The sequence below is a fragment of the Paeniglutamicibacter sp. Y32M11 genome (assembly GCF_019285735.1).
GTDB lineage: Bacteria > Actinomycetota > Actinomycetes > Actinomycetales > Micrococcaceae > Paeniglutamicibacter.
In genome coordinates, this window is the sequence record NZ_CP079107.1 from 1,682,036 (window position 1) to 1,708,693 (window position 26,658).

Consider the following 26,658-nt stretch of genomic DNA (forward strand, 5'->3'; position numbering starts at 1 on the left):
AGACTAGGTGAGCGTGTTCCGGCTACTGCCGTGCCCGCACTCAAGCTAAATTCGGAACATGCCGGGGCTTCCGGCTGACCGACTCATACAGACTATCCACATCGGAGTCCCTACTACATGACCATCACCTCCAACGAGAAGACCAGCGCACCGGTCGTTGCAATCAACGACATCGGATCTGCTGAAGACTTCCTCGCTGCCGTCGACGCCACCATCAAGTACTTCAACGATGGCGACCTCGTCGAAGGCACCGTCGTCAAGGTTGACCGCGACGAAGTCCTGCTCGACATCGGTTACAAGACCGAAGGTGTCATTCCTTCCCGCGAACTTTCGATCAAGCACGACGTAGATCCGGGCGACGTTGTCGCCGTCGGTGACCTCGTCGAGGCCCTCGTCCTCACCAAAGAGGACAAGGAAGGTCGTTTGATCCTGTCCAAGAAGCGTGCTCAGTACGAGCGTGCTTGGGGCGACATCGAAAAGATCAAGGAAGAAGACGGAGTCGTTACCGGCACCGTCATCGAGGTGGTCAAGGGCGGCCTTATCCTCGACATCGGCCTGCGCGGCTTCTTGCCGGCATCGCTCGTCGAAATGCGCCGTGTGCGCGATCTGGCTCCGTACATCGGCCAGGAAATCGAAGCCAAGATCATCGAGCTGGACAAGAACCGCAACAACGTTGTTCTTTCCCGCCGTGCATGGCTCGAGCAGACTCAGTCCGAGGTTCGTTCCACGTTCCTCAACAAGCTGGAAAAGGGCCAGGTTCGTCCCGGCGTTGTTTCCTCCATCGTCAACTTCGGTGCATTCGTGGACCTTGGCGGCGTAGACGGTCTCGTCCACGTTTCCGAGCTGTCCTGGAAGCACATCGACCACCCGTCCGAGGTTGTCGAAGTTGGCCAGGAAGTCACCGTCGAGGTTCTCGAGGTCGACCTGGACCGCGAGCGTGTTTCGCTCTCGCTCAAGGCCACCCAGGAAGATCCTTGGCAGACCTTCGCCCGCACCCACGCCCTCGGGCAGGTTGTTCCGGGTAAGGTCACCAAGCTGGTTCCGTTCGGTGCATTCGTTCGCGTCGAAGACGGAATCGAAGGCCTCGTACACATCTCCGAGCTGGCCGTGCGCCACGTGGAGCTGGCCGAGCAGGTTGTCTCCGTTGGCGACGAACTGTTTGTCAAGGTCATCGACATCGACCTCGAGCGTCGTCGTATCTCGCTGTCCCTCAAGCAGGCTAACGAGGGCGTAGATCCCGAAGGCACCGAATTCGATCCGGCACTCTACGGCATGGCCGCAGAGTACGACGAAGAGGGCAACTACAAGTACCCGGAGGGCTTCGATCCGGAGTCCAACGAGTGGCTTGAAGGCTTCGAGACCCAGCGCGCAGCTTGGGAGCAGCAGTACGCTGACGCCCAGACTCGCTGGGAAGCTCACAAGAAGCAGGTTGCTCAGCACGTTGCTGACGACGCAGCAGCAGATTCGGCTCCGGCCGAGTCCGCTACCTCGTCCTACTCCTCGGATGCTCCGGCAACCGAGGCCGGCACCCTGGCATCCGACGAAGCACTCGCAGCACTGCGCGAGAAGCTTGCCGGCGCCTAAGCCACACACTTTTGATGAATCACTGATTCACCCGAAGTAACCTAGCGAAGGGCCCCTTCCGCCACTGGCGGAAGGGGCCCTTCGTCGTACCCGGGACGTTTCGGCGGCAGCGCTACCGCGACAAAACAACCATGGCGGCCCCGAGCCGAGAAGCTGCGAAACCGCCGTGGATGTTCTGCCGTGGTGACAGAAGGTAGGAGTCGATCAGTCGATGACTGCCACGGCGCGGAAGATGACCTCATCGGCGCGCCGCAGCGAGAAGTCCTGATTGGGATAGTCGAGCGTGGCAAAGTACGCGTTGGTATGAGCGATGATCTGATCCCCGGTTAACGACTGCCCCTCGAAGGTGGCGGCACCGGTGGTGTGGGCATCGCGGACCACCGTGACGTCGTAGCCCATCGAAGCGGCTCGGCCGGCGGCGGTACGCACACAATAATCCGACTGGGCACCGCAGATCACTAGGCTCCCGATGTCCTCGGCGATCAACGAGGCGTGTAGTCCCGTGCCGGTGAAGGCATCGCGGTAGGACTTGTGGATTCGGTGTTCGGAATCTCGTGGCTGAAGTGGGGATACCAATCGCCACGCGGTGGAGTGGCGTTCGAATTCGCGTTCGTCCTGCACCCAGTAGATGGGTGTTCCGGTGTCGCGAGCGCGGGACACAAGGTCCTGTACGCGGGCGATGACCTTCTTGGGATGTACACAGTATTCCAATACGCCGTTCTGCATGTCGATGATGACTAGTGCCGTTTTTGTGCCTGCGAGTTGCTCGTCCATGCAAGCAGTATGGCATTACTTGGACTCCGGCGGTACGAACCTCGCCCGTGGCGTCACAGGAGACTGATATGTAAGAAGGTTTGTCAAGAGTCATAGATGAGCGGCTTCCGGAAAACAGACTTCCGGGAGCCGCTCTCCTCATGCCCCGGCGGTGGCGTCGAGTCTGGTTTGGCAGGTCATGGTCGACGACATGGTCAGACTGATAAACGCGGGTTGGGTACCGCATGACAAGGAATTCGAGTGGAGCGTAACGTGGTCTAAATTCGGGCGTCGGCTTTGGGCCTACCCATAGTCTGTCCTCGTGTTGGCTCCGCATGTTGCCTCGTCCAGGTGCGCCCGTCGGGGCACGTCTTAGGGTCACCGTCCTATCATGGGACGGCCTTCCTGCAGCGGCGCGGCCAAGGACCAGCACCAACCTGCAAGTTCGCGGGCAACGGCGGTCCGCGCCTTCACGGGCATCTTGTGCCGGTCATCGAAGGCCACGGCACGGGCGTGGAGGCGTTGGTTGCCCTGCCGAGCGCGGGCTGCGGTGGCCGGGGACACCAGCTCGAGCTGGCGTAGCTCCTGGACCCCGGGCCTGCGGTACGGGCGTTTGTGCACTGTGGCTGCCTCAACCAGCAGGTGGCGGGCGTAGGTGTTTCCGGCCTTGGTGATCGAACCTTGGGTTCGAGTCTCGCCCGAGGAATGCTCCGAGGGGACCAGCCCCAGATAGGAACCGATAGTGGCGCCAGTGAAGCGGGTCCAGTCCCCGATCTCGGTGGCCAGCCCGAAGGCACCGACGATACTGAATCCCCGTAGGCAGGCCAAGGCATTGATGACCTCGGTATACCGGCAGTTAGCCGCCACCCGGGCGACTTCCTTATCAATGCGCTTCAGCCGCACGGACATGGATTCCTCTTGCGCCAAGGATTCCTGGAAAGCGAACTCCAGTGCCGGGTCATCGAAGTGCTGCTGATGCAGCCATTTCAGGTGTTCGCGGGTCCATCGGGACTTGCCGCCGTGGAAGAGGACGCCGTGTCGCAGCAGGATCGCGTTGACCCGCTGCTTGGCATGAGAGAGATCGATCGAGGCGACGTGTCGTGTCCGCGAAAGGTCCCGCAGTGCTTCCTGTTCAGTGTCTGGGATGGTGACCTTGGTGACTTCACCCAGGGCGAGCATACTTGCTAGGATTTTGGCATCTCGGCGATCCGTCTTAACGCGGTCGCCAGGAGCTCGCAACAGTTTCGAAGGGGCGGCGATCACGCAGTCGATGCCGGCGGCCTGGAAGTGTCGGGCCAATCCGAAGCCTGTGGGCCCGGCCTCGTAGACGACCCGGACCTCGGGGCCGAAGCCCTGTACCCACTCCGAGACGGCCAGAAGGTCGTCCTCGAAACATGAACGGGTCAATTCGCCGGTGTCGATATTCAGTGCGCATCCTACGATGCTGCGGGCATGGACATCGAGCCCGATATAGGTACGCTCGAACATAGCCGGGACCTCCAACCTTCAATGTGGCTCTACCATTCCACCGCGGTTTGGCTGCAAGGCCAAGACCCGAACGCATGGCAAACCACGAAACTTTGAAGCGGAGGTCTCGGCCCCTCTTATATATTGTCTAAAATGTGCGCATGAATGAGCCGCATTCCATCGCGGTCATTGTCGCGCATCCCGACGATGATGCCTACGGTTGCGCCGGATCCATTGCCCTGCACGAGGATGATCCCGGGTTCCGCTTTATCCTGGTGCTGGCCACCGATGGGGCAGCGGGTCAAATTTCCGCCGGTGTCCCGGCCACCGCCGACACTCTCGGAGCCGTCCGCCGGGTGGAAAGTGCCAACGCGTGGCGTGCCCACGGCACCATCCCGGCGCGCCACGAATGGCTCGGTTACGACGACGGAGAGCTCGTTCGGGCGGACTTCGAGGAATTGGTGCAGCGCGTGATGGACATCCTGCTGGCGGAGCGGCCGCAAGTGGTCGCGACGTTCGGACCGGACGGAATCACCGGCCACCGTGACCACATCATGATCGGGCGTGCCACCGATGAGGCCTTTGATCGGGCCCGCCGGATCCCCGGACCGGGGCTGCGGCGCCTGGTCCACGGGGCGATCCGGGCCTCCACCCTGGAACGCTGGAACGTGGTGCGCCGGCGGTCGGGACTTCCCAGTTGGGACCCGGCGATCGAATACCAGCTGCGCCCGGTTCCCGATGAGCTCATCGACATTGAGGTCGACACTTCAGCGGTGTGTTCACGCATCGTGGCCGGATTGCTGGAGCATCGTAGCCAGCGCGATGTGCTCATGGAGATCATCAACACGGTGTCTCGCTGGGAACGGGTGGTCTCACGTGAACCGGCGGTGCTCAGCTGGCCGCCGCGCGCTTCCGGGCAGCCACTGCTGCGAGATCTCTTCGAGGGACTCTGAAACACCAGCAATCTCCTCCCATCGAGCACGCGGAATCACCCCCATTGATGATGCCTGCGCGCGATGCACCGACATATCCTTGAAAAAACTTTTCAAGGGGACATGACATGGGCAGCAAGATCCGGGACGACGCGATGGTGTTGCTGCCGCGGCACGTGGTGTCGGATGAGCAGTGGGCCGCGGTGCCGCGCACCGTGCCAAACCGCCTGTTGCGTTGGGGATCCATCCTTCCCTATTACGCGCTCATCGCCTGGTGGATCATCGCGGACGAGCCGACCGAATTTGTTGTTGCCCTCATCTTTTGGGGATTCTTCACCGTCTTCTCGGCACGGATGACACCGTGGCTGGCCCTGAGTGGGGTCTGTGGGCTGTATCTGAGTGCGGATCTGGACCCGCTGACCACCGGTTTGCTGGTGGCCGTCGCCGCGTGGTTCCTCGGGCTGGGCCTCGGCGCGACGCTGAGCGGGCTACGCCTGTCACTGTCGATCCGACGCTGGCGGTTACTAGCGGCCGGGAGCGTCACGGTGTCTCGTTCCCTGCTCGCTGGCCCGGGTACTCTCATCACGTCTCGTGGCCGGGTGGGGTATTTCTTCGTCATGATTATTGCCCTGATCCTGTTCAGGTTCGGCGCGATGCTCGTGCGCGATCGGGAAAGCACCTTCCGCTCGCTGGCCGAGACCTTCACCTTGGCCGACGGTGGTTTGGTCATCCCGCTGCTGGCGATACTGTTTTGGCTCGGTGTTTCGCTGGTGGCGTGGATCGTTGAACGCATAGCCGGCGATGTGGTGCTCCAGGTTCCGGTGGATCCGAGGCACGGGCCGCTGAGGCTGGGCCGGGTGCTCAAGGCCGTGCCGCGCACCGAAGCCCTTCGCCCCGGATGTACCTGTGGGGCGAAGGAGTCCGACACCGGCGGCGATATGCCGCAGGTCCTGGTGTTGGACGATGTCTGCCCGATCCATGGCATCGATGCGGTTAATGCGCTGGAACCCCAGGAGTTTTTGCGCGTGGCCCACGAGCCCTGGGTATGGGGAGAAAACGCCGCGGCACTGCCCGTACGTGCCAACGAACGCCTGGAGATCGTGGGACTTTACGGCTGGGGGAGTCGTCCTGCGGTGGTGGCAACCCCCGCTCCGGGGAAAAACGCCGAGGCCCCCACGCACACCGGTTACCGGCCATGGCGCACCGCCGAGGTCTTCCACCGCGCCAACCGCAAGATCCGCTGGCGCGACTTAGCTGACTCGGATCCGAACTTCCTCGCCGAGAAAAGGGCCGATGCGCCGATCGCCGACCACATTCGTCTGCACGGCGTCGGTCTTCCGGGCTACGCGGTGCGCAGCACCGGACAGCGGCCACGCTTTGAAACCAACCCGGCACCACTGGTCCGAACCGGCGTCCTGGCGCACGGGCCTAGCGGCGCGTCGACACCGTCACGGTGAACTTCGGATTTTTGGCCACCTGACGCGTGGGACCCACCAGCTTTTCTAGCTGCCCGCGGTAACCCAGATGCGAATTCCACACGCACCACAGCTCCCCGCCCGGGGCCAGCACGCGGGCGACATCGGTGAACAACTTCAACGCGATCCCGGCATGGACGGTATTGCCCATGTGGAAGGGCGGATTGAGGAGCACCACCGACTCCGAGCCGTCACCGCGCGCGGCCAGCGCATCGTCTTGTACGGCGGTGATGCGCTCACCCACACCGTTGGCCGCGGCCGTGGCGGCGGTGGAAGCCACGGCGGAGGCCGACTGGTCGCTGGCCAGCACCCGAACGTCGGGGTATTTCAGCGCGACGAAGGTAGCAATTGACCCGTTGCCGCAACCCAAATCCACCACATGCTGTGCATCGCCGGGTAGCTCAAGGTGTTCGAGCAGGAAGCGGGTCCCCGGATCCAATTTGGCCCCGCCAAAGGTCTGCGCGAAGGCGCGCAGGGCCAATGGTTCGGCCAGGGCGAGGTCGTGGGAGGAGTGCAAGGGGAAACGCGGAGCGGGCCGCGCGGTTTTCTCGCGCAGTCCCACGGCGGTGAGCACCCGGGACTTCTGGCGTCCCAGCGAGGCCGTCACGGATTCAAAGTAGCTGCCGAGCACCTCATTCATGCCGTGATTCATGTGTTTGATACGCCCGGTGGCCATGACCCTGACCCCGGGATCGGCATGTTCGGCGATGAAGTCGAGCATTTCTTCCAGGGCGTCCAGCGAACGCGGCAATACCAGCAGCACCAGCGTCGCTCCGTGCAACAGCTCGTCGCCCAGGGGCAGTAAGCGGAATTCATCACCGAGTTCCGGAAGTAGTCTCCGCGCATTGGCGGTGATGGCGCGGGATCCGGAGAGCGCGTCTTGGTGCACCCGCACACCGCGCACCCCGGCAGCAAGGACCCCGAGCGTGAGCGCGCCATAGTGATCACCCAGAATGACGAGCTGGCCCGGTGCGCTCGGCCAACCCGTCGCCGCGCCAAGATCCAGCAGCAGACGATCCGCCGCATCAACGGCGGCAAGGTTCTGTGCCTCAACATCTGGCCACCGGCGCAATAATTCAAAATTCAGACTCATCGTGCATCCACCCATTCGGTTCCCAAATCTTCTGCGTTGCTGGCGCCGGCGCTGAGTGTTGCCAGCCGATCGTAAAACATCGCCAAAATATTGCCTTCATCGTTCAGCCCCACCCGCAGGGTGGCCAGCGCCGGCCCATAATCGGTGCCCAGTACCGGCACCCCGGCGGCGCGCAGGTCATTTTCCAGCCGTCCAACCGCCGCATAATCGGAGTTGATCCCCAGGATGCGCAGGCGCTGGCGGCGCACTAGTGGTGCGGTATCCAGCGCGCTGGACACCGATTCGGAGTAGGCGCGCACCAGACCCCCGGCGCCCAGCAGGATACCGCCGAAGTAGCGCACCACCACCGCCACCACATCGGAGAGGTCGGTTCTTCCCTCACTCGTCTCGCGTTTGGCCAGTGCGTCGAGCATCGGGATGCCGGCGGTGCCCGACGGTTCACCGTCGTCGTTGCTGCGCATCGCCGTGCGGTCCGGTCCCAGCAGGAAGGCACTGCAATGGTGCCGTGCGTCAAAGTGCTTTTTGCGTAATTCGCTAATCAGTGCGCGAGCCTCGGGCTCGGATTCAACCCGGCGCAGGTAGGTGATGAAGCGCGAGCGCTTGATCTCCAGCTCAGCCACATGCTCGCCGTCCAGCGTTGTATAGGCCGTCGCCACAGAATCGTTGTCCATTACCGATCCATTCTAGTCAATCGGCGCGTGGCCTTCGCTGCATCGGTGCGCGGTGGGCGAATCGCTCAGCACCATGCCGGAGAAGGGAAACGATCCGAGCCGCGCCCGGCGCATGGTCCACCGGCTGAAGGTGTTGCGGCGACGGTAGGCTAGTTGCATGCTTAACGTTGGTCTGACAGGCGGAATCGCCGCCGGAAAATCCGCTGTGGCGGCCCTGCTGGTGGAACACGGCGCGGTGCTCATCGACGCCGATGCCATCGCTCGGGCCGTGGTGGAGCCAGGGACCCCCGGGCTCGCCGCGGTGGTTGCCGCCTTTGGCCAGGACATCCTCACCCCCGCCGGTGCACTCGATCGACCGGCGCTGGGCACGCTGATTTTTGCCGACACCGCCGCGCGACTGAAACTCAACTCCATCGTGCACCCACTGGTGCGCGCACAGGCCGAAAAACTGCGCGCCGACGCTGTGCCGCAGGCGGTCATCGTTCAAGACATCCCGTTACTGGTGGAGAGCGGGCAGGCCGGGAACTTTGACCTGGTGATTGTGGTCGCGGCCCCGCTGGAACAACGCCTGCAGCGGATGGTGCACGATCGCGGCATGAGCCTGGACGATGCCAAGGCGCGAATCGCCGCTCAGGCAACCGATGAAGAGCGTGCGGCCGTCGCCGACATCGTCATCACCAACTCCGGCACGCTCGAAGAATTACGAAACCTCGTTGACTCAATCTGGGAGACCCACATTGTCCCGAATAACACCCATGCCCGCTGACGCCGACTCGGCCCCGACCTCCGCGGCCAGGGAGCGCCTCGAGACGCTCCTGGCCGCGGAAATGCTCAAGGCCCGCAACGAGATGCGGGTCATTCGCGCCATCTGGCTATTCTCCGGTCTGGCCCTCGTGATCGCCATTCTGCTCTGGACACTGGCGGGCGGTCGTGAACAATTCACCACGCGCGACTCGGGCTACGACGCCACGGTATTGCTGCCGGGGTGGCTGGCACTGGCCGGGCTGCTGGCCGCGGGGACCGCCACGGTGCTGTTCATGATCAGGCTGATGCGCGCAACGCTCGGTAACATCGAGCAGCGCCAGGCCCGCAAGTGAAAACCTCCATGATCGCCGAATCCTTCCTCCGGCACGAACCCGCGGACGGGTCACCACCCCACCTGGTGAGCATCCAGCGTGACCCCGGACGCGCGGCGGGTGTGGAGGGCACCCTGGGATCCGTCCAGCTGCGCTATCACTCGCTGCAACTGATCCCCGTGGATCTCATCGACGAGCTGCCGGGGATCTGGCACGCGCTGCTGGCCACCGTCGAGGGCTTCCTGACCGATGGGCGCGCGACGGTGCCCTACCCGTGTCTCGAGGCTGAATTCGCGCTGGAGTCCAGCGGGAGCATGACCAAGTTCACCGCCGGAAAGGTGCGTCACATCGTGGATGCGGGCGAGCTGGTTGACGGCATCCTGGGCGGGGCGATGGAGTACTTCAACTTCGTCTCCGGCACGCAGGACGCGGCGATGACACGCATCGGCCGACTGCGTGAGCGGGCCGCCGCGGCGGGTCTTTTCGCCTAAGGCGAGCATGCCCCCAAACCGTCGGTGTCAGGGCGTAGCCTAGAGACATGTCTCTTGCGCAGCAGATCAATCGCGTCGTCGCCCCCTTCGAAGTCATCAGCGAGTTCTCACCCGCCGGTGACCAGCCGGCGGCCATCAAGGAACTGACCAGTCGCATTAACGCGGGGGAGAAGGACGTGGTGTTGCTCGGTGCCACGGGTACCGGCAAATCGGCCACCACCGCCTGGCTCATCGAACAGGTGCAGCGCCCCACCCTGGTGCTGGTGCAGAACAAGACGCTTGCCGCCCAGCTGGCCAACGAGTTCCGTGAGCTGTTGCCCAATAACGCGGTGGAGTATTTCGTCTCCTACTACGACTACTACCAGCCCGAGGCCTACGTACCGCAGACCGATACCTTCATCGAGAAGGACTCATCGGTGAACGAGGAGGTCGAGCGGCTGCGCCACTCGGCCACCAACGCGCTGCTGACCCGCCGCGACGTCATCGTGGTCGCCACCGTCTCCTGCATCTACGGTCTGGGTACCCCCGAGGAATACGTTGCCGGCATGGTCACCCTCAAAAAGGGCATGGAACTGAACCGCGACGATTTGTTACGCAAATTTGTGTCCATGCAATATGCCCGCAACGACATGGACTTCCACCGCGGCACCTTCCGCGTGCGCGGTGACACCGTGGAGATCATTCCGATGTATGAGGAGCAGGCGCTGAGGATCGAATTCTTCGGCGACGAGATCGAATCCATCCACACCCTGCATCCGGTCACCAGCGAGGTGATTCGTGAGGAAAACGAGATGTATGTCTTCCCCGCCAGTCACTACGTGGCCGGGGCCGATCGGATGAATCGTGCCATCGGGGACATCGAGGACGAGTTGCGTATTCGCCTCGACACCTTGGAATCGCAGAACAAGCTGGTGGAGGCTCAGCGGCTGCGCATGCGCACCACCTATGATCTGGAAATGATGGAGCAGATGGGGTTCTGCAACGGCATCGAGAACTACTCGCGGCACATTGATGACCGCGCGCCCGGCACAGCCCCACATTGCCTGATCGATTACTTCCCCGATGACTTCCTGCTGGTCATCGACGAATCCCACGTCACCGTCCCGCAGATTGGTGCGATGTACGAGGGAGATATGTCGCGTAAGCGCACGCTGGTGGAGCACGGTTTCCGGCTTCCCTCCGCGATGGATAACCGGCCGCTGAAGTGGGATGAATTCCTCGAGCGCATCGGACAAACCGTGTACCTTTCGGCGACGCCGGGCAAATACGAGTTGGGCAAGGCCGACGGCGTGGTTCAGCAGATCATCCGCCCCACCGGTCTGATTGACCCGGAAATCATCCTCAAGCCCACCAAGGGGCAGATTGATGACCTTCGTGATGAGATCCGCGTCCGAGTTGAACGCAACGAACGCATCCTGGTCACCACGCTGACCAAACGGATGGCCGAGGACCTCACCGACTACTTCACCGAACACGGGGTCAAAGTCCAATACCTGCACTCGGATGTGGACACGTTGCGCCGCGTCGAGCTATTGCGCGAGCTGCGGATGGGCCTGTTCGACGTTTTGGTTGGCATTAACCTTTTGCGTGAGGGACTCGACCTGCCCGAGGTCTCCCTCGTGGCGATCCTGGATGCCGACAAACAGGGCTTCCTGCGCTCGGCAACCTCGCTGATCCAAACCATCGGCCGTGCCGCCCGCAACGTGGACGGTCAGGTGCACATGTACGGGGATAAGATCACCGCGGCCATGGCGCAAGCGATTGATGAGACCAATCGCCGCCGCGAGGTCCAGCAAAAGTACAACAAGGATCATGGTGTTGACCCGCAGCCGCTGCGCAAGAAAATTGCCGACATCACCGATTCGCTGGCACGCGAGGATGCGGATACGCAGGAGCTGCTGAACAACCAGCGCCTGACCAAGGACGCCAAGCGTTCAAGTTCCGGCACCAAAAAGGCGCATGAGACGGTGCGTGCCGACGGTCTGGCCGCCGCCCCGGCGGAGAACCTGGTGGACATGATCAGCCAGATGACCGAGCAAATGCATGCGGCAGCCGCCGAGTTGCACTTTGAGGTTGCCGCCCGGCTGCGGGATGAAGTTTCGGAACTGAAGAAGGAACTTCGACAGATGAAGAACGCGGGTCACGCGTAAGCGGTCTTGGCGGTCCGGATCCGCGTGCAACTGCGCGCGCTGCAGGCGGATCCGGACCGGGTCATTAAAGCTTGGACGAGACCGTGCACCGTGTTTCAGCACATCCCAGCCAATTCACAAGTTCGAAACATGGATGCGTTAGACTAGTCGGAGCGTAGGGGAGTATCCCAAAGTGCTGTGATCGTCAACACGCGAGGCATCGATGCCTCGCCGGGCGCAGCGGCCGATCCAATCTGAATGGGCGGCGGAGAGACTTGCGGTAAAAAACGTACCTCCCGTTCGAAAGGCCCCACATTGGGAAACCACGGTTTAACACTGCAGTTTGAGATTATTGCTCTCGCTGCTTTGTGTATCATTCTTCTTCTTGATTTGCTGTACGTCGTCAAGAAGCCGCACGAACCCTCGATGAAGGAATCTGGCCTTTGGGTCGCGTTCTACGTAGGACTCGCAGTCATCTTCGGCGTCGTTGTCTGGTTCCAGGCGGGCCCGGATCTCGGTCAGCAATTCTATGCCGGTTGGGTGACCGAGTACTCGCTGAGTATCGATAACCTCTTTGTCTTCATCATCATCATGGCCCGCTTCTCGGTGCCGCGAAAGTACCAGCAGGAAGTGTTGATGTTCGGCATCATCATTGCCCTGATTCTGCGCGCGATCTTCATCGTCGCCGGTGCGGCAGTCATCGAGCACTACTCGTGGGTCTTCTACATCTTCGGTGCCTTCCTGCTCTTCACCGCCTGGAAGCAGGCCACCGACAACGGTGAGGACGAATCCGAGGGTGCCAACAACGGCATCGTTTACAAGCTGACCAAGAACCTGCCGATCTCCAAGGAATACGACGGTAACAAGCTGCGCACCGTCATCGACGGCAAGAAGATGTTCACTCCCATGGTGATGGTCTTCGTGACCATCGGCATGACCGACCTGCTCTTCGCCGTTGACTCGATCCCCGCGATCTTCGGATTGACTCAGTCCCCATTCATCGTCTTCACCGCGAACCTGTTCGCGTTGATGGGCCTGCGTCAGCTCTACTTCCTGCTCGGTGGGCTGATGGACCGCTTGATCTTCCTCAAGCACGCACTGTCGATCATTCTGGCCTTCATCGGTGTCAAGCTGGTCTTCCACGCCATGCACGTGAACGAACTGCCGTTCATCAACGGTGGACAGCACATCGAATGGGTGCCGGATATCTCCATCACCGTTTCGCTCACGGTCATCCTCGGTACCATCGTCATCGCGACGGTAGCCTCGCTGCTCTCCCCGGCCGGCCGCCGCGCCGCCGCCGAGCAAAAGGCTGCCAAGGCGGCAGAAGCCGCGGAGATCGACGGCAAGTAAGCACCTGCAGTTCTAGAATCACCCTTCTCGGGGCCCGTCTTCCTTGTGGAAGACGGGCCCCGACGGTCTTAACCCGCAGCCCGTTGCTAGGCTGGGGCAGGTGAACAACTCCCCGATCCTGCCAGCCGCCCTCCAGCTGCGAGACCGTGTCCGTGCCCAACGCCGCACCGTGGCCACGCTCTCCGCCTCGCAGCTGCTTTCCGGTGTGGGCAACGGCGCGGGGCTGGCCATTGGTTCGCTCATGGCCGTGGAACTGACCGGGTCCAACGCCTTTGCCGGGGCGGCCACCACGGCGATCTCCGTCGCTGGCGCACTCAGTGCGCTGCCGCTGGCGGCCCTGGCGGTGAAACGCGGACGCCGCGTGGCCCTGTCCTTTGGCTACTTCCTGGCCGCGTTGGGCGCCATCGGCATGATGCTGGCGCCGGTGGTGCAGAGCTTCGCCATGCTGCTGCTGGGGGCGGCGCTGCTGGGGGTGGGCACCGCGGCGAATCTGCAGGCCCGCTTCGCCGCCACCGACCTGGCCGCCGACGCCACCCGCGGGCGCGATCTGGGGCTGGTGGTCTGGGCCATCACCATCGGTGCCGTGGCGGGCCCGAACCTCATCGGACCCGGAGCGGTGCTGGGTCAGGGACTGGGGCTGCCGCCGATGAGCGGGCCGTTCCTCTTTTCCCTCACCGGCATGGTGCTGGCCATCGTGATACTGAACATCGGGCTGCGCCCGGACCCCATCGACGTGGCCCGTGCCTGGGAGGCAGCCGATGGTACGGCCCCGGCCCCGGCCGCGCCCCAGATGGGCCGCCGGCGTGGCTCACTGGCCAAGGGACTGGCGGCGGTGCGGGCCACGCCCGGTGCCACCCTGGGCATCGCCAGCATCGTGGTGGCCCACCTGGTGATGGTCGGGGTGATGTCGATGACCCCGGTGCACCTCAAGGATCTAGCCAGCATCCCCGGACACGAAATGCACGGCGGCAGCACCGACATTCTGATCGTGGTGGGTTTCGTCATCTCGCTGCATATCGCCGGGATGTACGCCCTCTCTCCGTTCATCGGCGCGCTGGCCGACCGGATCTCCCATCCACGGATGATGCTCATCGGGCAGGGCACCCTGGTGGCGGCGGTGCTGGTCTGCGGGCTGGGCGCCAGCTCCCGGGCCGCCATCACGGTGGGACTGGTGCTGCTGGGAGTGGGCTGGTCCATGTGTACGGTATCCGGCTCGGCCTTTTTAGCGCAGCGGGTACACCGTGAACGTCGCGTCCTGGTCCAGGGTGTGGCGGATACCCTGATGAGTTCCGCCGGAGCACTGGGGGCCGCCGGCTCCGGAGTGTTGCTGGCGACCCTGGGCTACGCCGGGCTGGGCTACCTCTGCCTGGTCTTTATCCTGACCGTGGCAGTTTTCACGCAGCGCGAGGTAGCGCGCTTGTCCTAGTCTTCGGACTTGCTCAGCTCCAGCAGCTTCGCGAAGATCATTGGCCCATCATCACCAATGCCGTCGTGGTGGTACTCATCGGTCTCCCACACCCGGATATTGCCCACCGCTGCGGCCGTTTGGAGCGACAGCTCCTGATCCACATAAACATCGTGCGTGTACACGGCGGCCGCCACCGGTACGGTATTGGCCGCCAATACCGCGGCGTCATAGAGCGGTTCCCAGTGTTCGTGCTCGGCCAGGATGCGCGCGGTTTCCTCTAGCGGGCGTAAGACCGGATCATCCTGGAAGTACCAGCGGTACACCATCTCGCCGGTCAGCAGCGGGGCATCCGCGGTGGGGGAGAAGGCGTCGAATTCCTCCAGCACCCGTTCGGCCGACCAATTCGTGGCGGCGCCCTGGGCGTAGATCGATTCGTGTAGCAGCGCGTAGAGCGGGTTGGTGGTGCGTTCGGCCTGCTCGGCGATCACGGCCAGGAAGGTATCGGAGAGCCGTTTGCCACCCGGGGTGTTGATGAAGGCACCCTCGAAGACATGGTGCAGCGCGTGCACCCGGGTATTGCCGCCCAAGAACTGACCCAGCAGTTGCACCAGCGGCACGGTCAGCGCACGGCCACCGGGCAGGTGTTCCTCGGTGTGGGCCAAATGAGCCACGATCTGCGTGAGGACCTCCCGGTCGCGCGGGTACCAGGCGAAGTATTCCGCGTTGCGTTCGGCCATCCGAGCGTAGGTCGCGCGGTATACGGTGTCCGCATCGGCGGTGAGTGAGGCCAACCCGCCGGTGACGATGCAGCGCTCCAGGGATCCCGGGGCGATCGAGAGGTAGGTCAGCGTGCAGAAGCCGCCGTAACTTTGCCCGAAGGTGCTCCACGTATTGATGCCCAGGGCCTCGCGGATGGCCTCGGCGTCGCGCACGATTGAATCCGCACGGAAGTGCGTGAGGTAGGCGGCCTGCGCCGCGCCGTCCCCGCGCAGCGGCAGTGACTGCCGGTTCGCCGGGGTGCTCAGCCCCGTTCCGCGCTGATCAAGCAGCAGGATTCTAAAGGTCTTGGCGGCCTCGGCCAGCCAGCCGCTCAGCGATGCCGGGCGCGGGGACTTACCGCCCGGACCACCCTGCAGGAAGAGCAGCCACGGCAACGCCGTGGGGTCGCCATGTTCGGTGGAGGAAATCTCCCGGGCGAAAACCGTGATCTTTTCGCCCTGCGGTGTGGCGTGATCCAGCGGAACCTGGAAGTAATGTTCGGTGGTATTCATCCCACGGAAGCTGTAGCTCTGGCTCATGCGCCGGCCCCCAGTTCCGCCAGCGCGGCACCCTCGAGACGGCGGACACTCCAGCCGTTCATGGTGCCGGCGCCCAGGGAGTCGTAGAAGCCGATGGCCGGGGCATTCCAGTCCAGCACGCTCCACTCCACGCGTTTGTAGCCGCGTTGTACCGCCAGCCGCGCCAGCGTGCTCAGCAGTGCCTTGCCGTGCCCGGCCCCGCGCCGGGTTTCGGACACATAGAGATCCTCGAGATGGATTCCGTGCGTGCCCTCCCACGTCGAATAGGTCAGGAACCACAGGGCGAAGCCGAGCACCGTGCCATCCTCCTCCACCACGTGGGCGTAGACCTGCGGATCCGGCCCGAAGAGGTGAGCCGTCAGCTGCTCCTGCGTGTTTTTGACGGCGTCGGGCTCGCGCTCAAAGACCGCCAGTTCATGGATGAGGGAAAGGATCGCTGCGGCATCGTCGGGCCGCGCGGGGCGAATCTGTGACATGTGACCAAGCCTACCGGCGTGCCGCCGTGCCGTGAATCCAACGCGTGGGTGCCGCGGCCTAATGTTGGGGACGTTTCACCCGCTAGAAAAATCGTTAGGACGGCACCAACTACCATGATGGGCGGCCACCACGCGGCCACAGGCGCAGCAGCCTGGATCGCGATCACCACCAACTTCCAGCTTCCCACCGGGAGGCTCGCCGAGCAGTTTATCTGGCTGCCCGACACCATCCCGCTGGGGTTTGGACTGCTGCAACAAAGCCCGATTGCGGGGGTGGCCGGGGCCATGGTGTGTGCCGGTGCGGCATTGCTGCCCGACGCCGATCACCGCCGGGCCACCATCGCGCACTCATTGCCACCGGTATCCAACGCGATCTGCGCCGGCATCGGAGAGGTCTCCGGCGGACACCGTAACGGCACCCACTCGTTGCTGGGCATCGCAGCCTTCACCTTCATGGCCTGGATTCTGGGGCTGTGGACCATGCAGAACTCGCACTTTGGGCTGATCTACCCCGGCGCCGGGCTGCTCGCGGTGCTGCTGGTGTCCTTCGCGCTGAAGGCGTTAAAGTTCATCCCCGACACCATGGCCAGATTGCCGTGGATCATCGCGGTGCCGGCCGGCATTTTTGTTGCGGTCTTCTCGCCCGATGAACAGCACTGGCTGGTGCTGGCCGTCGCCGTGGGCTGTGCCGTGCACATCGCCGGGGACATGCTCACCGTGGGTGGCTGCAACCTGATTTGGCCCATTCGGATTCGCTCGCCGAGGCTGCTGCGGCGCGTGCCGTTGCTCAAGGACGTCTGGAAGCCCGGAGGCCGGGTGGCCTTTCCGATCCTGGGTAGGGCCGGCTCGTGGCGCGAATGGCTACTCTGTGTCCCGGTGTCCATCTACGCCCTTGCCGGGTTGGTGGTGCCGATGGTGCTCGTGGCCCACAACCAGGTGCAGCCGCTGACCAAACTTTTGGGTTTCTGATCCAGTAACAGCGGTGCCCGCCGGAATCAATCCGGCGGGCACCGCTGTTTAAGTTCGGTGGCGACCTAGCTACGAGTCCTGGCGTCCCACATTTGTCACGGTGATCACCGGGTAACCGGCCTCATCGGAGTCGGCCAGATTCACCGTGGCGTCGATGCCCCAGTCGTGGTTGTTTGCCGGGTCGGCGAAGACCTGACGCACCTTCCAGGAGTCCTTGGTGGGGGTGATCATCAACAGGTTCGGTCCGCGGCCGCCGGGGCCATCATCGATGTCCTCATGTTCCTCGAAGTAGGCGTCCATGGCGTCGGCCCAGGCATCGGCGCCAAAGCCGCTGTGCCCATCCAGCTCGCCCAGCGCACCATCCTGTTCGTCGGCAAAGAGCTTCACGCGGCGGAACATTTCGTTGCGGACCATCACGCGGAAGGCCCGCTCGTTACTGGTGAGGCGTTCGGGGGCCGGCGGGATGATCTCGGCGTCGGGTTCGTGCAGCACCCCGTTGGCCAGTTCCTCCCATTCGTCCAGCAGCGAGGAATCGACCTGACGGATCAGTTCCCCGAGCCATTCGATCAGGTCCTCGAGGTCCTCACGCAGCGCGTCCTGCGGGACGGTCTGGCGCAGCGCTTTAAACGCGTCGGTGAGATAGCGCAGCAGCACGCCCTCCGAGCGGGTCAGCGAGTAGAATGCCACGTATTCACTGAAGCTCATGGCGCGTTCGTACATGTCGCGGACCACCGATTTGGGGGCCAGCTCAAAGTCGCCAAGCCACGGCGCACCGGCACGGTACTGCTCAAATGCGCTACCCAGTACCTCGGCCAGCGGCTGCGGGTAGCTGACCTCTTCGAGGGCCGCCATCCGGTCGTTGTACTCCATGCCCTCGGCCTTCATCGCGGCAATCGCCTCACCGCGGGCCTTCTTCTGCTGGGCGGCGAGCACCTGGCGTGGCTTTTCCAGTGTGGCTTCGATGACCGAGACGACGTCCAGCGCGTAGCTGGGGGACTCGTTGTCAAAGAGCTCCAGGGCCGCCAGCGCAAAGGGAGAAAGTGGCTGGTTCAGCGCGAAGTTCTCCTGCAGGTGCACCGTGAGGGCCAGCATGTTGCCGTGCTTGTCAGGGTGTTCCAGACGTTCCACGACGCCGGTGGCCAGCAGCTCGCGCAGGATGCCCAGCGCCTTGCGCTGCAGGATTCGCTGACGGACCGGGGGCTCGTGGTTCTCGGTGAGCAGCCGGCGGGCGGCGGCAAAGGAGTCGCCCTCGCGCGCCAACAGGTTCAACAGAATGGAGTGGGTGACGGTGAAGGAGGAGCTCAGCGTTTCGGGGGTGGAGGCGATGATGCGGTCGAAGGTCTTTTCGCCCCAGCTCACAAAGCCCTGCGGCGGCTTCTTCTTGGTCACCTGACGCAGCTTCTTGGAGTCATCACCGAACTTGGCCAGTGCCTTCTCCATGGATTTCTTATTCTCGATGGAGTGCTCGGGTGCCTGAACCACCACGGTACCGGCGGTGTCGAACCCGGCTCGTCCGGCTCGTCCGGCGATCTGGTGGAACTCGCGGGCATTAAGAATGCGGGTGCGTACCCCGTCGTACTTGGACAGGGCGGTGATCAACACGGTACGAATGGGCACGTTGATGCCCACGCCCAGGGTGTCGGTTCCGCAGATGACCTTCAGCAGGCCCGCCTGGGCCAGCTGTTCAACAAGGCGGCGATATTTCGGCAGCATGCCCGCGTGGTGGACACCGATGCCGTGACGCACCAGACGGTTCAACGTCTTGCCAAAGCCCGCGGAGAACCTGAATCCGGCGATGAGCTCGGAGATCCGGTCTTTTTCTTCACGCGTGCACACATTGATGCTCATCAGGCCGCTGGCTCGATCGATGGCCTCGAGTTGGCTGAAGTGCACCACATAGATCGGTACCTGCTTGGTGGAAAGCAGCTCTTCGATGGCTTCCTGCACCGCATCCTGCGAGTAGTAGTAGTGCAGTGGGATGGGGCGTTCGGCGTGTGCCACGGTGGTGGTGTCACGACCGGTGCGCAGCGTGAGCTCATCCTCGAAGCGTCCGACGTCACCGAGGGTGGCGGACATCAGCAGGAACTGTGCCTGGGGGAGTTCCAGCAGCGGAACCTGCCAGGCCCAACCACGTTGCGGGTCGGCGTAGAAGTGGAATTCGTCCATCACGACGGTGCCCAGATCGGCGGTTTTGCCTTCACGCAGGGCGACGTTGGCTAGGATCTCCGCGGTGCAGCAGATGATCGGAGCATCCTGATTCACCGAGGAGTCGCCGGTGACCATGCCGACGTTCTCTGCACCAAAGATTTTGCACAGGTCAAAGAACTTTTCCGAGACCAGCGCCTTGATGGGAGCGGTGTAGTAACTGCGCTCGCCACGGGCCAGGGCGTAGAAGTGCGCGGCGACTGCCACCAGGGACTTTCCCGAGCCGGTGGGCGTGGCGAGGATGACGTTGTTGCCGGCAACGTATTCCATGACGGCTTCGTCCTGTGCCGGGTATAGCCCGATGCCGCGGTCCTCCACCCACTTGATGAAGGCTTCATAGACAGATTCGGCGGTGGCGCCGCGTGGGGGAGTATTGGGCAGCAACTCGGTAAGTTTCATGATGTGTCCAAGCTTATCGTTTTACGCGGGGCATCCGGCTTACGCTGTGGTTATGAAATGGGATCCAAAAAAGTATGTGCAATTTGCTGACCACCGAGATCGACCGTTTTTTGATCTGACGACCCGTATTACCGCTGCGACTCCGAGAGCTGTGGTCGATTTGGGCTGCGGCCCGGGCCCGTTGACTCACTCCTTAGCCGAACGCTGGCCGGACGCCCATGTGTCGGGCCTCGACTTGTCTTCGGACATGATCGAAAAAGCACGCAAGGAGCAACAAGCGCCAAACCTCAACTTCGAGATCATTGACGCCACCACGTGGATGCCCGAACCCGAAACCGATGTTTTGGTATCCAACGCGATGCTTCAGTGGATTCCTGAGCATCGAGAGCTCATAGCCAAGTGGCTGGAAGCGTTGGCTTCGGGAGCGTGGTTTGCCGCGCAAGTTCCGGGGAACTTTGGTTCGCCATCGCATGCGTTGATGCGCCAGCTCGCGGAATCCGCACGTTGGGCACCACAGCTGACCGGAGTTCTTCGCCACGACGACGCGGTGTGGGAGCCTGCAGACTATCTACGGATCATGCTGGATGCGGGATTTGAAGCCGATGTGTGGGAAACCACCTATGGTCAGATCCTTTCCGGGGTCGATCCGGTGCTCGAATGGGTGCGCGGTACGGCCTTGCGCCCGATCCTAGCCAAGCTCGATCAGGCCGATGCTGCGGAGTTTGAGCGTGAATATGCAGAGCTGGTTGCCCAAGCTTATCCATCGTTCCCGGACAAACAAGGCGGAGAGCTGACGTTGTTTCCCTTCCGCAGAATCTTTATGGTCGGTCGAAAGCGATGATGGACTCTCGCGGGCCCGGCGTCCGGAAAAGAGTCATGCCTGTGCTCGCCGTTCTGGCCTTGGGGCTTAGCGCCTGTGGTGGACCCTCTATCGAGGACTTCCGTCAGGACGATCCCGATGGAAACACAGCTTGTATTCACTTTGTCAGCGGATATACGGACGATGGTGCTGCAGGTAGAACCAACCTCGTGAAAGCGGCAGTTCACGGCTCAAGGTCAACTACCGACGCCATCAGGAATGCTGTCTCGACCGACGAAGCGGGTACTCACAACATCATCGACAAGGAAGCCTTCAAGAAGGCCTGCAACGCGCAGGGGATGACTATCAAATAGTTCAGTTTTGCGGTGTCAAGCGCCAACACTAAATTTCCGGTCGTGGATTCGTACTAGAGCTGCCTTTTTGGCTCCCAACAATGGTCTTCTAGGGCTTCCTTACGTCACCCGACCGGCGTATAGTAGTAAATATGTTCGAAGAGTACGAAAAATACTTATCGAACCCGACGCCCCTTTCAGTTGAAGCCGCCGGGGAACTCATCCTTGGCCATAGGCACATTCCAGCTGACATGACGAGGCCACCCAGAGTGCGTGCCGAGGCCGAACTGCCTGACGATAGCTGCGTAGATTTCATCAACGATATGACGAGGGCAATGGCTTGCCTGCCGCAAACTGTTGGTGAGGCTTCAAGAGCTGCCCGCATTGCTGCGTTGGAACGCGCCAAGGCCTCGATCTGCGCCGCACAAGCCAAAGAAGCTTATGGACTAGAGCAAGACGTAGTTGCTCGCCACGACGACGAGGGAGTTTATAAGGACTTCCCAGCGCGCGGCGTCGGTGCCGAGGTGGCTCTGGCGCGTATGGATGCTCAATATCTGGGGCCTCGGTTTAGTTCGTACGCCAAGTCAATGATTGAGCATATGCCCTATACCTTTGATGCACTGCAGCGAGGCGAACTCAAGGAAAGTCGCTCGATGCTCATCGTTCGAGAGACCAACAATCTTGATCCAGGAGTTCGCGAATTAATTGACCGGGAGATTGCCGGCGAACAGGGTTCCCTGGACGGTGTGGGAGATGATGAATTGCGGTCTCGCATCCGGAAAATTGTCCTTGCCTTCGACAATACCGAAGACATGATCAAGCACGGTGATGCGGAGAATCGGCGTCGTATTTCGCTAACGCCGACGCCCGACGGGATGATGCGAATTAGCGGTGTGCTCCCCATTATTCAAGGTGTAGCCATGAAGCAAGCCTTGTTAGCCAAGGTCGCTAAACGTCGGGCCAAGGGGGACACCCGAACCGATCAACAGATCATGGCGGATACCACCGTTGAACGAATCACCGGGCAAGAAGTGGCCTCCCGTCCAGCACTCTCGTTGTGTGTTTCGATGACTGATCGATCCTTGCTCGAGGGGGACAGTGAACCGGCATTTCTTCAGGGATATGGAACGATCTCGGCCGAATATGTCAGGCGAATGATCGCCAGGGATCCCAAGCTTTCGAAGCGTAAGCAAAAGGCCAGAGTGTGGATGCGGCGCCTGTACACATCTCCCACCACCGGACAGTTAGTTGCGATGGATTCGAAGGCACGCATCGTGCCGCAGAAACTCAAGGATTTGATCAATATTCGAGATCAACGTTGTCGGACTCCATATTGTGGCGCGCCAATTCGGCATATTGACCACATATTCCAATTCGCCAAGGGCGGGCGGACCACAGAATCAAATACCGATGGACGATGTGCTCGTTGCAACCAAACGAAGGAAACTTCGGGTTGGGAAGAGTTTGTCGTGATTGGACCTCGGCACACCATTCTGATCAACACGCCAAGCGGCCAGACTTACCGCTCTATCGCCCCACCACCGCCGGGCACTCCGGCATATCCGCCGGAACCCGATATGTTCTTTAGGCTTACCAGCCCCTGATTCGCCAGTCGTTCAGGCTTGGACGCTCCGCGCCCAATGTTGTCGTGACGCCGTGGCCGGGGAGAACTAAAGCATCATCTGGATATTGTTCGAAGATTCTTTGCGTAACGTCATCGAGCAACGTCGTAAATCGCTGAGCATCCTGTTGCGTATTGCCCACGCCGCCCGGGAATAGCGAATCACCACTGAGGATGACGGTAGTTCCATCCTCGTCTCGAAGGACATAGGCGATGGAACCAGGAGTGTGACCGCGTAGGTGAACACATTCAAGAACTGTGGTCCCAACGGAAACGGTATCGCCATGCTTCAGCGGTACATCTATATGTACGTTCGCCCCAGAAGCGATTCCCTCAACGTCATCCGCGCCGGCATACGTCGTTACTCCGGTGCGGTCGACGTATTCCTTCAGAGCCCTGATGTGGTCCCAATGCTGGTGAGTGGTGGCGATGCCTACCAACTTCGTCGGAACCGAGGCGTCGGTCGCCGCAGAGTCGACCAACCGATCAATGGACGCCGGATCGTCCGCTGCGTCGATCAGTAGTTGCGAACCGTCGCTCTTCGATGTCACGAGATAAATATTGTTGGCCATTTCGGAAACGCTGATGGAGCGGACAGTTGCGTTCGATAGGTCCAAGAAGAGTTCAGTCATGGCAATACCTTACGTCGTACCAAATGGGGGCACGATAGTCTGTTGCGCAGGCCTTGCCCACGATCTACCTGAAGGACGTTTCTCATGGACGGAAATCCCTTGGCATTCATTGCCCTCGATCCCACCGACAAAACCGCGCCGTACCAACAAGTCCGCCAACAGATCCTTGCTGCCATCTCCAAGGGCAAACTTAAAGCTGGCACCAAGTTGCCTTCAGTGCGGGCGCTCGCCGAACAACTGGGCCTCGCCGTCAACACCGCGGCCAAGGTTTATAAGGAATTGGAAGGCTCCGGCGCGGTGGTGACCCGTGGGCGGCACGGCACCATCGTTCAGGCAACTGAGGACGAGGGTTCCATCGCCGTGGCCGACGCGGCGTCGGAACTGGCAGCCATTGCGACACGCTGGGGAATTTCCGAAAAGGCAGCGGTTGCATACGTCCGAGCGGCCTTCACTTCGCAGCTCGGATAGTCCTAGGTCGCATTGCTCACAAGTGCTCCCCATTCGAAGTAGTTTTCGATTAGCATGATCTGGTGCCTACTTCCCGCTCCCTCGAGACCCAGCGCCCGCACGACCTGACCCGCCTTGTGGTCAAGGGTGCGCGCGAACATAACCTACGCAATGTCGACCTCGATTTGCCGCGTGACGCGATGATTGTCTTTACCGGGCTCTCGGGCTCCGGCAAGTCCTCGCTGGCATTCGACACCATCTTTGCCGAGGGACAACGACGCTACGTCGAATCTCTCTCCGCCTACGCGCGCCAGTTCCTGGGTCAGGTCGATAAGCCCGACGTTGATTTCATCGAGGGGCTTTCCCCTGCGGTCTCCATCGACCAGAAGTCAACGTCGAAGAACCCGCGCTCCACGGTGGGAACCATCACCGAGATTTATGATTACATGCGTCTGCTCTGGGCTCGTGTGGGCAGGCCATATTGCCCGGTTTGTGGGGAGGCTGTCACCAAGCAGACTCCGCAGCAGATCGTTGACCAACTACTTGAACTTGCGCCGAAGACCCGATTCCAGGTCCTTGCACCGGTGGTCCGTGGTCGCAAGGGTGAGTTTGTTGACCTCTTCAAGGAACTGGGGGCCAAGGGTTACTCCCGAGCACGTGTGGATGGGGAGACCATTCAGATCAGTGACCCGCCAAAGCTGGGTAAGCAGTACAAACACACCATCGAGGTGGTTGTTGACCGCCTAGCGATTAATGACAAGGTGCGCCAGCGCCTGACAGATTCGATCGAAACCGCGCTCAACCTGGCCGAGGGCAGAGTCCTCATCGACTTTGTTGACCTTGATGCAGATGATGCCGGTCGGATCCGCACCTTCTCCGAAAACCTCGCCTGCCCCAACGAACACCCGTTGGCCATCGATGAGATCGAACCGCGGTCTTTCTCCTTTAACAACCCCTTTGGGGCCTGCCCCGCCTGCAGTGGCATCGGTACACGCCTCGAGGTCGACGAGGACCTGATCATTCCGGACGTTGACATGCCCTTGGGACACGGCGCCATTGCGCCATGGTCATTGGGCACGGCAACCAGCGAATATTGGAATCGATTGCTCGAAGGACTGGGCGTCGAAATGGATTTCACGCTCGAAACTCCGTGGAACAAGCTGCCGGCCATCGCTCGGCAAGCCATTCTTCACGGCAAGGACCACAAGGTGGTGGTGCAGTACAAGAACCGCTTCGGGCGCGAGCGCAAGTACTCCACCGGGTTTGAAGGTGTGGTGCAGTACATTCACCGTAAGCACCTCGAAACCGAGTCCGAGAATGCCCGGGATAAATACGAAGAGTACATGCGCCAGATCCCGTGCCCGGAATGCAATGGCGCCCGGTTGAACCCTGCCTCGCTGTCGGTGTTGATCAATGAGAAGTCCATTGCCGCGGTCTCGGCAATGCCGATGCGCGAGTGCTCGGATTTCCTCGAAAACTTGGTGCTCACCGGCCGCGAGGCACAGATCGCTAATCAGGTACTCAAAGAGATTCAGGCCCGTCTGCGCTTCCTGCTGGATGTGGGGCTCGAATACTTGAATCTGGAGCGCCCGGCAGGAACGCTCTCGGGCGGCGAAGCCCAGCGTATCCGCTTGGCAACACAGATTGGTTCGGGTCTGGTGGGGGTGCTTTACGTCCTTGACGAGCCCTCCATCGGTCTGCACCAGCGTGATAACCGTCGACTCATCGAAACCCTGACGCGCCTGCGTTCGCTGGGCAACACGCTGATCGTTGTCGAACACGATGAAGACACCATCGCCGAGGCCGACTGGATTGTTGACATCGGCCCGGGCGCCGGAGAACACGGAGGCGAAGTCGTGCACTCCGGGTCGTTGGAAGGTTTGAAGGCGAACACCCGCTCCATCACCGGCGACTACCTCTCCGGGCGCAAAAAGATCGAGATTCCGGCCAAGCGCCGCAAGATCGACAAAAAGCGACAGGTCACCGTCATCGGTGCCCGCGAAAATAACCTTGAGGACCTCACAGCTCACTTCCCGCTCGGGGTCCTGACGGCCGTCACGGGTGTCTCGGGTTCGGGCAAGTCCACGCTGGTGAACGACGTGCTCTACAAGGTGCTGGCCAATAAGCTCAACGGTGCCAAGCAGGTTCCGGGGCGGCACACTCGCGTTGAGGGCCTGGAGCACCTGGACAAGGTCATCCATGTCGATCAGTCGCCCATTGGCCGCACCCCACGCTCCAACCCGGCTACCTACACCGGCGTTTTTGACCATGTTCGTAAGCTCTTCGCGGAGACCAACGAGGCCAAAGTGCGCGGTTACCTGCCGGGCCGCTTCTCCTTCAACGTGAAGGGCGGGCGCTGCGAATCGTGTTCGGGTGACGGCACACTGAAAATTGAGATGAACTTCCTTCCGGACGTTTATGTCCCGTGTGAGGTTTGCCATGGAGCGCGCTACAACCGCGAGACCCTGGAAGTCCAGTACAAGGGCAAATCCATTGCCGACGTGCTGAACATGCCGATCGAGGAGGGTGCGGAGTTCTTTGCCGCCTTCACCCCGATCGCTCGCCACCTGCGCACCCTGGTGGATGTGGGGCTGGGCTACGTCCGTCTGGGACAGGCCTCCACCACCCTTTCCGGTGGCGAAGCGCAGCGCGTAAAATTGGCTGCCGAACTGCAGAAACGCTCCAATGGCCGCTCTATCTACGTGCTTGACGAGCCCACCACCGGCCTGCATTTCGAAGATATCCGCAAGCTCCTGCTGGTCCTTCAGGGGCTGGTCGACAAGGGCAATACGGTGATCACCATCGAGCACAACCTCGACGTGATCAAGTCCGCCGACTGGGTCATCGATATGGGTCCGGAAGGTGGCAGCGGTGGCGGAGAAATCATCGCCCTTGGCACACCGGAACAGGTCGCCAAGACGGACGGAAGCTACACCGGAAAGTTCCTCGCACCACTGCTTGGCTAGGCACCAACGTCGTGCGTGTATGCCGATTCGGGCATGCACGTACGACGAAGCCGCCAGGTTC

Annotated in this window: 23 protein-coding genes; 15 read left to right on the top strand and 8 right to left on the bottom strand. The window is 61.7% G+C overall.

Going from position 1 to position 26,658, the window contains the following annotated elements:
* The first annotated feature begins 117 nt into the window (after positions 1–117).
* A complete protein-coding gene (rpsA, locus tag KUF55_RS07375) occupies positions 118–1,584 on the top strand; it encodes a 30S ribosomal protein S1 (RefSeq protein ID WP_132364981.1) in 1,467 nt (488 codons plus the stop codon).
* 204 nt (positions 1,585–1,788) lie between these two features.
* Here rpsA and KUF55_RS07380 read toward each other — a convergent pair whose 3' ends face one another.
* Both KUF55_RS07380 and KUF55_RS07385 read right to left on the bottom strand, forming a co-directional pair.
* Complete coding sequence (locus tag KUF55_RS07380; RefSeq protein ID WP_132364982.1) at positions 1,789–2,358, bottom strand: isochorismatase family protein; 570 nt, start codon at positions 2,356–2,358, stop codon at positions 1,789–1,791.
* A 357-nt stretch (positions 2,359–2,715) separates the two neighbouring features.
* Positions 2,716–3,825, bottom strand: a complete 1,110-nt coding sequence (locus KUF55_RS07385) for an IS110 family transposase (protein ID WP_218818203.1) — start codon at positions 3,823–3,825, stop codon at positions 2,716–2,718.
* A gap of 140 nt (positions 3,826–3,965) precedes the next feature.
* Here KUF55_RS07385 and KUF55_RS07390 point away from each other — a divergent pair, with 140 nt between their 5' ends.
* Both KUF55_RS07390 and KUF55_RS07395 read left to right on the top strand, forming a co-directional pair.
* Positions 3,966–4,757, top strand: coding sequence for a PIG-L deacetylase family protein (locus tag KUF55_RS07390; RefSeq protein ID WP_218818453.1), 792 nt, complete (start codon positions 3,966–3,968; stop codon positions 4,755–4,757).
* A gap of 107 nt (positions 4,758–4,864) precedes the next feature.
* A complete protein-coding gene (locus KUF55_RS07395) occupies positions 4,865–6,193 on the top strand; it encodes a hypothetical protein (protein ID WP_218818454.1) in 1,329 nt (442 codons plus the stop codon).
* On the opposite strand, the gene KUF55_RS07400 is transcribed toward KUF55_RS07395, so the two are convergent.
* Together KUF55_RS07400 and KUF55_RS07405 are read right to left on the bottom strand one after the other, a co-directional pair.
* Positions 6,165–7,304 (bottom strand): methyltransferase, encoded by a 1,140-nt coding sequence (locus KUF55_RS07400; protein ID WP_218818455.1) that lies wholly within the window; start codon positions 7,302–7,304, stop codon positions 6,165–6,167. The genes KUF55_RS07395 and KUF55_RS07400 overlap by 29 nt on opposite strands.
* Positions 7,301–7,975: a YigZ family protein gene (locus tag KUF55_RS07405; RefSeq protein ID WP_132364986.1), complete on the bottom strand. Its 675-nt coding sequence runs from the start codon at positions 7,973–7,975 to the stop codon at positions 7,301–7,303. Before KUF55_RS07405 ends, KUF55_RS07400 begins: the two co-directional genes overlap by 4 nt.
* A gap of 157 nt (positions 7,976–8,132) precedes the next feature.
* Between KUF55_RS07405 and coaE the strand changes: the two genes are divergently transcribed.
* The 6 genes from coaE (at position 8,133) to KUF55_RS07435 (ending at position 14,450) form a co-directional block, all read left to right on the top strand.
* Complete coding sequence (gene coaE, locus KUF55_RS07410; RefSeq protein WP_132364987.1) at positions 8,133–8,741, top strand: dephospho-CoA kinase; 609 nt, start codon at positions 8,133–8,135, stop codon at positions 8,739–8,741.
* Complete coding sequence (locus KUF55_RS07415; RefSeq protein WP_218818456.1) at positions 8,731–9,072, top strand: hypothetical protein; 342 nt, start codon at positions 8,731–8,733, stop codon at positions 9,070–9,072. Before coaE ends, KUF55_RS07415 begins: the two co-directional genes overlap by 11 nt.
* Positions 9,069–9,542, top strand: a complete 474-nt coding sequence (locus KUF55_RS07420; RefSeq protein ID WP_218818457.1) for a hypothetical protein — start codon at positions 9,069–9,071, stop codon at positions 9,540–9,542. The genes KUF55_RS07415 and KUF55_RS07420 overlap by 4 nt, the downstream gene beginning before the upstream one ends.
* A 47-nt stretch (positions 9,543–9,589) precedes the next feature.
* A complete protein-coding gene (uvrB, locus tag KUF55_RS07425; protein ID WP_218818458.1) occupies positions 9,590–11,692 on the top strand; it encodes an excinuclease ABC subunit UvrB in 2,103 nt (700 codons plus the stop codon).
* A 237-nt stretch (positions 11,693–11,929) separates the two neighbouring features.
* Complete coding sequence (locus KUF55_RS07430; RefSeq protein ID WP_132364993.1) at positions 11,930–13,024, top strand: TerC family protein; 1,095 nt, start codon at positions 11,930–11,932, stop codon at positions 13,022–13,024.
* Positions 13,025–13,124: 100 nt separating this feature from the next.
* Positions 13,125–14,450, top strand: coding sequence for an MFS transporter (locus KUF55_RS07435; RefSeq protein ID WP_218818459.1), 1,326 nt, complete (start codon positions 13,125–13,127; stop codon positions 14,448–14,450).
* Here the strand turns inward: KUF55_RS07435 and KUF55_RS07440 are convergent.
* Together KUF55_RS07440 and KUF55_RS07445 are read right to left on the bottom strand one after the other, a co-directional pair.
* The gene (locus tag KUF55_RS07440) at positions 14,447–15,730 is read right to left on the bottom strand and encodes an alpha/beta fold hydrolase (protein WP_218818460.1); all 1,284 of its coding nucleotides are present in this window, start codon (positions 15,728–15,730) and stop codon (positions 14,447–14,449) included. The two genes, KUF55_RS07435 and KUF55_RS07440, sit on opposite strands and share 4 nt — an antisense overlap.
* Positions 15,727–16,206, bottom strand: a complete 480-nt coding sequence (locus KUF55_RS07445; RefSeq protein ID WP_218818461.1) for a GNAT family N-acetyltransferase — start codon at positions 16,204–16,206, stop codon at positions 15,727–15,729. The genes KUF55_RS07440 and KUF55_RS07445 overlap by 4 nt, the downstream gene beginning before the upstream one ends.
* A 114-nt stretch (positions 16,207–16,320) precedes the next feature.
* Here KUF55_RS07445 and KUF55_RS07450 point away from each other — a divergent pair, with 114 nt between their 5' ends.
* Positions 16,321–17,175: a metal-dependent hydrolase gene (locus KUF55_RS07450; protein ID WP_132364997.1), complete on the top strand. Its 855-nt coding sequence runs from the start codon at positions 16,321–16,323 to the stop codon at positions 17,173–17,175.
* 69 nt (positions 17,176–17,244) lie between these two features.
* Here KUF55_RS07450 and KUF55_RS07455 read toward each other — a convergent pair whose 3' ends face one another.
* Complete coding sequence (locus tag KUF55_RS07455) at positions 17,245–19,779, bottom strand: RNA helicase (protein ID WP_218818462.1); 2,535 nt, start codon at positions 19,777–19,779, stop codon at positions 17,245–17,247.
* 52 nt (positions 19,780–19,831) lie between these two features.
* On the opposite strand from KUF55_RS07455, the gene KUF55_RS07460 reads away from it, so the two are divergent.
* From KUF55_RS07460 to KUF55_RS07470, 3 genes are all read left to right on the top strand, one after another.
* The gene (locus tag KUF55_RS07460; RefSeq protein WP_218818721.1) at positions 19,832–20,620 is read left to right on the top strand and encodes a trans-aconitate 2-methyltransferase; all 789 of its coding nucleotides are present in this window, start codon (positions 19,832–19,834) and stop codon (positions 20,618–20,620) included.
* A gap of 35 nt (positions 20,621–20,655) precedes the next feature.
* Positions 20,656–20,952 (top strand): hypothetical protein, encoded by a 297-nt coding sequence (locus KUF55_RS07465; protein ID WP_218818463.1) that lies wholly within the window; start codon positions 20,656–20,658, stop codon positions 20,950–20,952.
* Between the two features lie 131 nt (positions 20,953–21,083).
* Positions 21,084–22,535, top strand: a complete 1,452-nt coding sequence (locus KUF55_RS07470) for a DUF222 domain-containing protein (protein ID WP_218818464.1) — start codon at positions 21,084–21,086, stop codon at positions 22,533–22,535.
* Here KUF55_RS07470 and KUF55_RS07475 read toward each other — a convergent pair.
* Positions 22,522–23,184, bottom strand: coding sequence for an MBL fold metallo-hydrolase (locus tag KUF55_RS07475; RefSeq protein WP_218818465.1), 663 nt, complete (start codon positions 23,182–23,184; stop codon positions 22,522–22,524). The two genes, KUF55_RS07470 and KUF55_RS07475, sit on opposite strands and share 14 nt — an antisense overlap.
* A gap of 84 nt (positions 23,185–23,268) precedes the next feature.
* On the opposite strand from KUF55_RS07475, the gene KUF55_RS07480 reads away from it, so the two are divergent.
* Positions 23,269–23,652 carry a GntR family transcriptional regulator gene (locus tag KUF55_RS07480; RefSeq protein ID WP_132365003.1) on the top strand — a complete coding sequence of 128 codons (384 nt, stop codon included), beginning with the start codon at positions 23,269–23,271 and terminating at the stop codon, positions 23,650–23,652.
* A gap of 62 nt (positions 23,653–23,714) precedes the next feature.
* The gene (gene uvrA / locus KUF55_RS07485) at positions 23,715–26,597 is read left to right on the top strand and encodes an excinuclease ABC subunit UvrA (protein ID WP_132365004.1); all 2,883 of its coding nucleotides are present in this window, start codon (positions 23,715–23,717) and stop codon (positions 26,595–26,597) included.
* The last annotated feature ends 61 nt before the right edge of the window (positions 26,598–26,658 follow it).

Bases quoted from the DNA above. Each gene is read 5' to 3' on its own strand.
- coaE (WP_132364987.1), top strand. From the start codon at position 8,133: ATGCTTAACGTTGGTCTGACAGGCGGAATCGCCGCCGGAAAATCCGCT.
- KUF55_RS07470 (WP_218818464.1), top strand. From the start codon at position 21,084: ATGTTCGAAGAGTACGAAAAATACTTATCGAACCCGACGCCCCTTTCA.
- KUF55_RS07385 (WP_218818203.1), bottom strand. From the start codon at position 3,825: ATGTTCGAGCGTACCTATATCGGGCTCGATGTCCATGCCCGCAGCATC.
- KUF55_RS07455 (WP_218818462.1), bottom strand. From the start codon at position 19,779: ATGAAACTTACCGAGTTGCTGCCCAATACTCCCCCACGCGGCGCCACC.
- KUF55_RS07400 (WP_218818455.1), bottom strand. From the start codon at position 7,304: ATGAGTCTGAATTTTGAATTATTGCGCCGGTGGCCAGATGTTGAGGCA.
- KUF55_RS07390 (WP_218818453.1), top strand. From the start codon at position 3,966: ATGAATGAGCCGCATTCCATCGCGGTCATTGTCGCGCATCCCGACGAT.
- KUF55_RS07460 (WP_218818721.1), top strand. From the start codon at position 19,832: ATGAAATGGGATCCAAAAAAGTATGTGCAATTTGCTGACCACCGAGAT.
- KUF55_RS07380 (WP_132364982.1), bottom strand. From the start codon at position 2,358: ATGGACGAGCAACTCGCAGGCACAAAAACGGCACTAGTCATCATCGAC.
- KUF55_RS07405 (WP_132364986.1), bottom strand. From the start codon at position 7,975: ATGGACAACGATTCTGTGGCGACGGCCTATACAACGCTGGACGGCGAG.
- KUF55_RS07395 (WP_218818454.1), top strand. From the start codon at position 4,865: ATGGGCAGCAAGATCCGGGACGACGCGATGGTGTTGCTGCCGCGGCAC.
- KUF55_RS07430 (WP_132364993.1), top strand. From the start codon at position 11,930: ATGGGCGGCGGAGAGACTTGCGGTAAAAAACGTACCTCCCGTTCGAAA.
- KUF55_RS07480 (WP_132365003.1), top strand. From the start codon at position 23,269: ATGGACGGAAATCCCTTGGCATTCATTGCCCTCGATCCCACCGACAAA.
- KUF55_RS07440 (WP_218818460.1), bottom strand. From the start codon at position 15,730: ATGAGCCAGAGCTACAGCTTCCGTGGGATGAATACCACCGAACATTAC.
- KUF55_RS07415 (WP_218818456.1), top strand. From the start codon at position 8,731: ATGCCCGCTGACGCCGACTCGGCCCCGACCTCCGCGGCCAGGGAGCGC.
- KUF55_RS07475 (WP_218818465.1), bottom strand. From the start codon at position 23,184: ATGACTGAACTCTTCTTGGACCTATCGAACGCAACTGTCCGCTCCATC.
- uvrB (WP_218818458.1), top strand. From the start codon at position 9,590: ATGTCTCTTGCGCAGCAGATCAATCGCGTCGTCGCCCCCTTCGAAGTC.
- KUF55_RS07450 (WP_132364997.1), top strand. From the start codon at position 16,321: ATGATGGGCGGCCACCACGCGGCCACAGGCGCAGCAGCCTGGATCGCG.
- KUF55_RS07445 (WP_218818461.1), bottom strand. From the start codon at position 16,206: ATGTCACAGATTCGCCCCGCGCGGCCCGACGATGCCGCAGCGATCCTT.
- KUF55_RS07465 (WP_218818463.1), top strand. From the start codon at position 20,656: ATGCCTGTGCTCGCCGTTCTGGCCTTGGGGCTTAGCGCCTGTGGTGGA.
- rpsA (WP_132364981.1), top strand. From the start codon at position 118: ATGACCATCACCTCCAACGAGAAGACCAGCGCACCGGTCGTTGCAATC.